Source organism: Chryseobacterium sp. AG844 (assembly GCF_003182335.1).
GTDB classification, from domain to species: domain Bacteria; phylum Bacteroidota; class Bacteroidia; order Flavobacteriales; family Weeksellaceae; genus Chryseobacterium; species Chryseobacterium cupriresistens.
The window spans coordinates 1-7,652 of the sequence record NZ_QGTV01000043.1; the positions used below are offsets into that span (position 1 = coordinate 1).

General features: G+C 33.6%; 7 protein-coding genes and 1 pseudogene. All 8 read left to right on the top strand.

Going from position 1 to position 7,652, the window contains the following annotated elements:
• Positions 1-2,844 (top strand): RHS repeat-associated core domain-containing protein (locus DEU40_RS22085; protein WP_146207900.1); only part of this gene is annotated, 2,844 nt, incomplete at its 5' end.
• Between the two features lie 5 nt (positions 2,845-2,849).
• A complete protein-coding gene (locus DEU40_RS22090) occupies positions 2,850-3,239 on the top strand; it encodes a hypothetical protein (protein ID WP_110011851.1) in 390 nt (129 codons plus the stop codon).
• A gap of 10 nt (positions 3,240-3,249) precedes the next feature.
• Positions 3,250-3,801: a hypothetical protein gene (locus DEU40_RS22095; protein ID WP_146207901.1), complete on the top strand. Its 552-nt coding sequence runs from the start codon at positions 3,250-3,252 to the stop codon at positions 3,799-3,801.
• A gap of 305 nt (positions 3,802-4,106) precedes the next feature.
• Positions 4,107-5,147 carry a M57 family metalloprotease gene (locus DEU40_RS22890; RefSeq protein ID WP_110011853.1) on the top strand — a complete coding sequence of 347 codons (1,041 nt, stop codon included), beginning with the start codon at positions 4,107-4,109 and terminating at the stop codon, positions 5,145-5,147.
• Positions 5,147-5,587, top strand: coding sequence for a hypothetical protein (locus tag DEU40_RS22105; protein WP_110011854.1), 441 nt, complete (start codon positions 5,147-5,149; stop codon positions 5,585-5,587). The genes DEU40_RS22890 and DEU40_RS22105 overlap by 1 nt, the downstream gene beginning before the upstream one ends.
• Before the next feature lie 3 nt (positions 5,588-5,590).
• Positions 5,591-5,773: pseudogene (locus tag DEU40_RS22895) on the top strand (RHS repeat-associated core domain-containing protein); the annotation flags it as partial.
• Between the two features lie 751 nt (positions 5,774-6,524).
• On the top strand, positions 6,525-7,016 hold the full coding sequence (locus DEU40_RS22115) for a hypothetical protein (protein WP_110011855.1): 492 nt from the start codon (positions 6,525-6,527) through the stop codon (positions 7,014-7,016).
• A 358-nt stretch (positions 7,017-7,374) separates the two neighbouring features.
• On the top strand, positions 7,375-7,652 hold a 278-nt coding region (locus DEU40_RS22120; protein ID WP_181398018.1), incomplete at its 3' end, for a hypothetical protein.

Consider the following 7,652-nt stretch of genomic DNA (forward strand, 5'->3'; position numbering starts at 1 on the left):
ACGGATATTGTCAATAGCCTTTGTTACCAGTACCGTTACGATGGTTTAGACAGGCAGGTGGAAAAAAGACTGCCGGGAAGGGACGATTGGGAATCTGTAGTGTATGATGCTGCCGACCGCCCGGTACTTACCCAGGATGTAAACCTGAAAAATAAAGGACAATGGCTAATGACCAAGTACGATGCCTTTGGGCGTGTTGCCTATACCGGACTTATTGCGGGTGGAGAAAGAGCCACCATGCAAAGCCAGCTTGCTTCTCAGGTAATCAGTGAAGACCCAACTGCCACAGGTTTTAACAAAAACGGGATTATGGTCTACTACACCAATAATTTTCTCTCCGGGTTTACTACGTTGCTTACCGTAAATTACTACGACTCTTACCCAAGAGATACCAAAGAGTTTCCTCCTGCAAAGATCCTTGAGCAGTACGTTATCAATGAGGACAGAGCTATTAACGGCGGCGTTTCTACAAAAGGTCTTCCCACAGCTTCCTATGTAAAAAACATTGAGGACGATAACTGGACGAAAACCTATTTCTATTACAATACCAAAGGGCTAAAGCTAGCAGAAAAAAGCTGGAACCATTTAGGTGGATATACTAAAAAGGAATTTCTGCTTGATTTTTCAGGACTAATCAAAAAAATTGTTACAAGACATAAAAGGCTTGATATAGATATTGAAAAAGTTATTACGGAAAATTTTGAATATGATGACCAGAACAGATTATTGATACACAATCATCAGGTTGATAATAACCCTGTGGAAATATTAACCCAGAATAAGTACAATGAACTTTCCCAATTGGAGTCTAAAAAAGTAGGCGGAGTAATTTCATCTTCTCCGCTTCAGCAAATAGATTATAAGTATAATATCCGCGGTTGGCTTACCCAAATAAATGATCCCGCCAATCTGAATGGAAAACTTTTTGGATATAAAGTAAAGTATACAGATCCTGTCTATTCAAATATTGCTGCTGGCAGATATAATGGAAATATTGCAGAAATAGACTGGAATATGTCAACGGTCAGTAACCTTAAAAGATATAATTATACTTACGATAAGCTTAACAGATTAACTGATGCCGAGTATTCAGAGCCGGAAAAGACCAATCCGCATAACAAGAATTTTGATGAACGTTTGAGCTATGATTTAAACGGAAATATTACATTTCTGAAAAGAAACGCGATTCCTGTTTACGGTTCAACTTCTACTGTGGTAGATAATCTTGAGTATAAATATACCGGCAATCGCTTGAATCAAATTATTGAAAGCTCATTAAATGATACGGGCTATGAAGGAGGGAATAATACCATTGATTATGACCTGAACGGGAATATGATTAATATGAAGGATAAAGGAATTCAGACGATACAGTACAACTATTTGAATTTACCGGATTCCTTTGCAATTACCCAGACTAATCCTTCAGGACTTTTTATGAACAGTGGGCTGGATTATCTCTACCGTGCAGATGGTGTAAAACTTCGCAAAACCTATTCTAGTGCTCCGCCACGCGGGCAGACAAGCATTACGATGACAGACTACCTGGATGGCTTTCAGTATACCTATCGTGAAGGAGGTGGAATATGTCTTGAATGTCGTACTGAATCTGCTTTTGAAGAGCAGGCATATAAAAATACAGGTCTTCTGTTTCCTGGTATTGACTTAACCCCACAATGGAAACTTGATTTTGTCCCTACAGCAGAAGGATTTTACAGTTTCACAGAAAACCGTTATATTTACCAGTACAGAGATCACCTTGGGAATGCCAGGGTAAGTTTTGCCAAAAACAGCGAAGGTGTTCTTGAAGTTACAGATACCAACAATTATTATCCTTTTGGATTGAATCATATTGAAGGGATGCTTAGTTCTTCTAATTTTGGAGGTTATTATAGTTACAAGTACAATGGTAAGGAACTGCAGGAGACCGGTATGTATGACTATGGAGCTAGACTTTATATGCCGGATTTAGGTAGATGGGGTGTGGTGGATCCGTTGGCGGAAACTTCAAGAAGATGGTCGACCTATGCTTATGCATTTAATAATCCTTTAAGGTTTATTGACCCGGATGGAAGAGCAGCTTTTGATTGGGTACATAATAGAGAAACAAATAGTGTTTATTGGAATGAAAATGCAACAAGCCAAGCAACAGCAGGAGAAAATGAAACTTATTTAGGTAAATCTGGGACATATACAACGGAGAATGGGTCTACAACCGCCTTAAATTCTGATGGTTCATATACCAATAACTCTTTATTGGGAGGAATGGGGATAATGAATAATTTAGATCCTTTAATTCAAGCGGGTGATTCCGCATCAGCAATGAGTGTCGCTGCTTTTGGTACTCCTGATAATGGTTCGTATATAAGAGAAACTCCTGCATCCAATTCAACGGAAGCAGCAATGGGAAATCCATCGGGGCAGTTAGCTGTTGCGGGTCTATATGGATTGCAAGGAGCAGCTGCAGAAATTGGATTTTCTAAGGCATTAGGAGCAGTAGCAAAAGTTGCAACTACTTCAGATGGGTTCTTATTTGGAAGTATTAATATGAAAGCTCCTTTTGATATTCCTGCTCAAAGATTTGGGCAAATGTCTATTGGGAAGAGTGATTTCTGGGGTGTAAGAGTTGGAACTAGTGAATTTGCAAATAGAACAGTAGTGGCAATAAAGCAAGAGTGGAATCCTTTAACTCAATATACATCAGGTATAGTTCCTAAAGGAACTCCAATTAAAATAGGAATAGTTGGACCTCAAGGTGGAGGATTTTATACAGGAGGCTCTATCCAGTTTTTGACAGAATCTAAAAGTGTAGTAAATCAAGTAACTAAAATTATTCCTCGTTAAAAATTATGAAACTTGAAACCCCAATAAGTTTTAGACTAAAAATAAATCTTCCAAATAAAAAAGAAGTTTTATATCACGATCTATACGAAATTTGTCAAGGTTGTCCGGAAGTTGGAAAATTGTCTATTGATGGAAATCTGATAAAAAGAGAAATATTTGGAGGTCCGTTATTATATGAGAATGGATTTATTTATATTCCTTGTTTTAGAAAAAAATGGTTTAACTCTGGATTTTATTTGGTCAAAATAAATACTTCTACATTAGAATTTACTGTAATATCAGATATGCATCAAATAATAGATTTAATAAAAATCGAGAATGATAGTATTTATTTTTATGATAACTTAGAACAAAGTGAGATTAGAGAAATCTCTTTAAAAAAAATTACTCATTAATATTTCAAAAATGAAAAACTTATTGTTTTTTTTGACTTTAATATTAAGTTTAATGTTGAATGCACAAGAAATTAAACTTAATGATTTTAAGCTTATTGCTTATGATATTGAAGCCAAAAACGTTTCAATTTTATCATATTCAACATTGGATAAAAACGGAAAATTGAATGTCTATTTAAAAAGACACAAGGATACTGCTTTTTATTCCTATCAACTTACGAATGAAGAAGTTGAAAAAGTAAATCAATTATCTTTTGGAAAATTACAAGATTTTGTAGTACGCAAAAAGCTAGATAAAAGTACGTATTATGCAGGAAATAGAAATTATATTAATTTTAAAGTAAAAAATAATAATGAAAAACTTTGTTTTATTCCTCCTTTTATGAGCTCTAGCTTCAATGATATTATAGATTTACTTAAGGAAAAAATATATAAACAAGATGATTCCGCAAGAATATCAGAATTTGAAATTAATTTTGATCAAATTAAGAATGATATTCAAAAACAAAATGAGATAGATAATTATTTACCAGAAAAATCTCTTCCTCCAATGAGAAAATAAAATTACAAACAAAAACCCACTGCAATTGTAGTGGGTTTTGTATTTTTATAGTGTTCTGTTTGTATAAGGAAACAGAACTAAAGTGCAGCAATATTTTTAATTTTAAGAGCCTGAATAAACCCCAAGCTGCCGCACGAATCCTTTCGTGTGGTGAAGTATAATAACCACTGCTATTTTTGCAGTGGTTTTTGTGTTTATAAACGTTCAAATAATTATATTCCTCCATCCAATATAATTATTTAAATTTACCAGGTAAGATTATCCAAAACTCCAAAGTAACGGATTATATTTACAGAGCAGACGGAGTGAAAGTAAGAAAGGTTTTCGGAACAGAAACAACCGATTATCTGGATGGCTTCCAGTATGTAAATTCTGTATTGAAATTCTTTCCAACGGCAGAAGGATATTTTAATGTTGAGACTGGGAAGTATGTGTATAATTATACTGACCACCTTGGAAATGTTAGATTAAGTTATGCTAAAAATGGAGCAGGAACAGAGATCATTGAAGAGAGTAATTATTATCCGTTTGGATTGAAACATGAGGGGTATAATGCTTTATTAGGAAATCCAGCATATAACTACAAGTACCAAGGACAAGAGTTACAGGAGACCGGTTTTTACTCGTTTAAGTGGCGAAATTATATGCCTGATATTGGACGTTTCTTCAACATTGACCCGCTCGCTGAAAAATATACCCATAATAGTACTTATGCGTTTTCTGAAAATCGAGTTATTGATGCGAGAGAATTAGAAGGGTTAGAAGCTGAGTTAATTAATAAATCTACACGGAATACCCCTGTATCTAATGATATATCTGGATTTAATTTGAATACTCCAGCAAAAGTTGAATTAAGAACAAATGTTACACAAGGCTCTTTTACTAATGAACAAGTTCAACAAAAACTTTCAACCGTAGAAAATAACTTTAAAAAAGAAGGACTCGATCTTACAATTATTCAAGATAGTAATGCTACTTATAACATTGATATGACTTTTCCAGGACGATCTGTAACAATAGTAAATGATAACGGTACTACTATGACGGGAACAGTTCTTGGAGACGCACCACTCGGAAATCCAATTACAGCAACTGTTAATGCAAAGAATGGAGATACAGATACAATTACGCATGAAATTGGTCATACTTTTGGTTTAGAACATATCTGGGAGCCAAATTCAGGAGTTGAAGCTACTCCTGCTAATATTAACAATAGGATGAATTCATATGAAAACCCAATTTCTTCAATGAAAGGATTAGGTGTGGAATTTAATAAAAATCAGATACAGAAGATGGAAGAAACTGTTAAAGCCAACTCATTTAGATTACCAAAAAATAAAAAATAATGAAAATAATATTTTTTTTTATAATTGTTTTACTGACCAACAATAGTTGCTCCGCACAAAATAATATTGATTTTTATTATCAAGATAAAACGAAAGCAACAGAAACAGATAGTACAGCATATAAATCTTATTTGGAAAATATTCCAAAAGAATTTCTTAAAAAAGATGACGAAGTTTTATTATCTTTTAATAATGCTGCTTTTATTGACGATGTTATTACTATAAATGGTAAAAGTTATAATTTTCAAAATTATACCTGTGGATATACACAAATTAGAGTTCTTAAAAGGGATGAAAAGATTAAAATTACATCTAAGAAAAAAGGTGAGATGAATTTTAAGCTAAAAAAAGGAATTGATTACATTATTATTAATGGAGGATTTGATAATAAATGGAGTGTTACATTTTCAGAATATTTTCCTACAATGGAATGCTTATAGAACTATAAGTACAATGGAAAGGAGCTTCAGGAAACAGGTTTCTATGATTATGGGGCGAGGATGTACATGGCGGATATTGGAAGATGGGGTGTTGCAGATGAACTAGCAGAAAAGTCGAGAAGATTTTCACCTTATACCTATGCACTAGATAATCCTATAATGTTTGTTGATCCTGATGGAAGAGAAGCTCAGGGATGTTGTGGTAATTTGTGGAATCTTGCTAAAACTTATTATTCTGGAATGTATCAAGGTGCAAAAAGTGTTGCAAGAGAAAATTATCAAGGTGTTAAACAAGTGGTAACTCATCCTATAGAATCTGCCAAATCTTTAGCTAGTAATCCAGGTGGAGCTTTAAAAGCAGGTATTTCCAAGTCTACTAATCTAATGGCATCGGTAGCCGCGCTCCCTGCAATTGCTGGATCAAGTGTGAAAAAAGGAGATGCAACAGTAGCAGGAAATATAGCAGGAAGAGCTTTGGGAACTACTGTAATAGAAGGAGGGGCTGCTTTAGCGACGGAAGGTCTTGGAAGTTTGGCAAAAACAGCTGTATCAAAAATAGCAACAAGAGGGGCAAGGGCTGCTGAGAGTGTTGAAGCATCAATATTTTCTAATGCGGCAAAAGTAGAACAAATTGCTGAATCTAGAAATATCATGAGTATGCAGTCTGGATTAAGAGATGAAAGTGTTGTTGGAGAAATCTTAAATAAAATGAATTCTCCCAAAGGGTTTAATGCCTCAGAGTATACAATTGGGGGTTATTATTCTGAAGGAACCTATTATATTTCTGAAGGAAACCATAGAATGGCTGCTGCATTAGAATATCAATCTTTAACTGGAAATTCTAAATATGTAACAGAGTTTTTGCAAACAGGTTCTTGGACAAAAAAAGCTCCCACAGCCAAAACTTATAAATTTAAAGTAAACACTGATTAATAAAATGAATGAAATATCCTTGCAAAGAGAGAAATGTTATAAAATAAATTTACCATCAGAGAGTAATTTTCATGAAATTTCTGATTATATAGATTTTAAATTATTTAATAGCTTTTCCAGTATTATTGATGCCTTTTCTTTCGATTCTGAAAAGTATAACGAATTGAAATTATCTGAGTTTGTTGAAAAATATAATATGGATAAAAATCTTATATTTTTTTTTAATTCAAAGAGAGATTCACTTATTAAACAATTGAGTACTAAACAAAAGATTTTGCTTTCTATAATAAAAAATATCAATCATGATTGTCTAATTATCTCTTTAGAGGCTTTGAGCGAAAGAACTAAAATATATTTAATTTATTTTTCATACTTCTTAACTAATTATAAAGAAGGTAAGACATTTGTTTTTTTAGACTATTCAACAACTAAGTTAATATATGAAAGAATTGAAGTTAGAATAATACGTCCAAGTTGGGTAGAAGAATCACTTTAAAATCGATAGTGTTCCACATATATTGATTTTCAGTATTAATAGACTGAGTACAAAAAATAATAAATAAAATAATTCAAAAGCAGGTAATTTAAAATAATTACCTGTTTTCTTGATTTTGCAGGAGTATCACAACAAACCATTACCAAACATAAAAGGCTTGCTTCGGATACCGAAAGATTCATTACAGAAACTTTTGAATATGATCCCCGCTCCCGCACGATTGTATCGTGTGGTACTTATATAGATTATCTTGTGTGCTGGCTATCTATAAAAAGGTATCTTTAGAAATGTAAGATAAAAATTTTTAGGAATTCAATTTTATATATTTGTCCCCAAGCTGCCGCACGAATCCTTTCGTATGGTAGTATTTACAATTAGTTATATTTACCAGTACAGAGATCACCTTGGTAATGCCAGAGTAAGTTTTGCCAAAAACAGCGAAGGCGTTCTTGAAGTTACAGATACCAACAATTATTATCCGTTTGGATTGAATCATATTGAAGGGATGCTTAGTAGTTCTAATTTTGGAAGTTATTATAGTTACAAGTACAATGGAAAGGAGCTTCAGGAAACAGGTTTCTATGATTATGGGGCGAGGATGTACATGGCGGATATTGGACGGTGGGGAGTAATCGA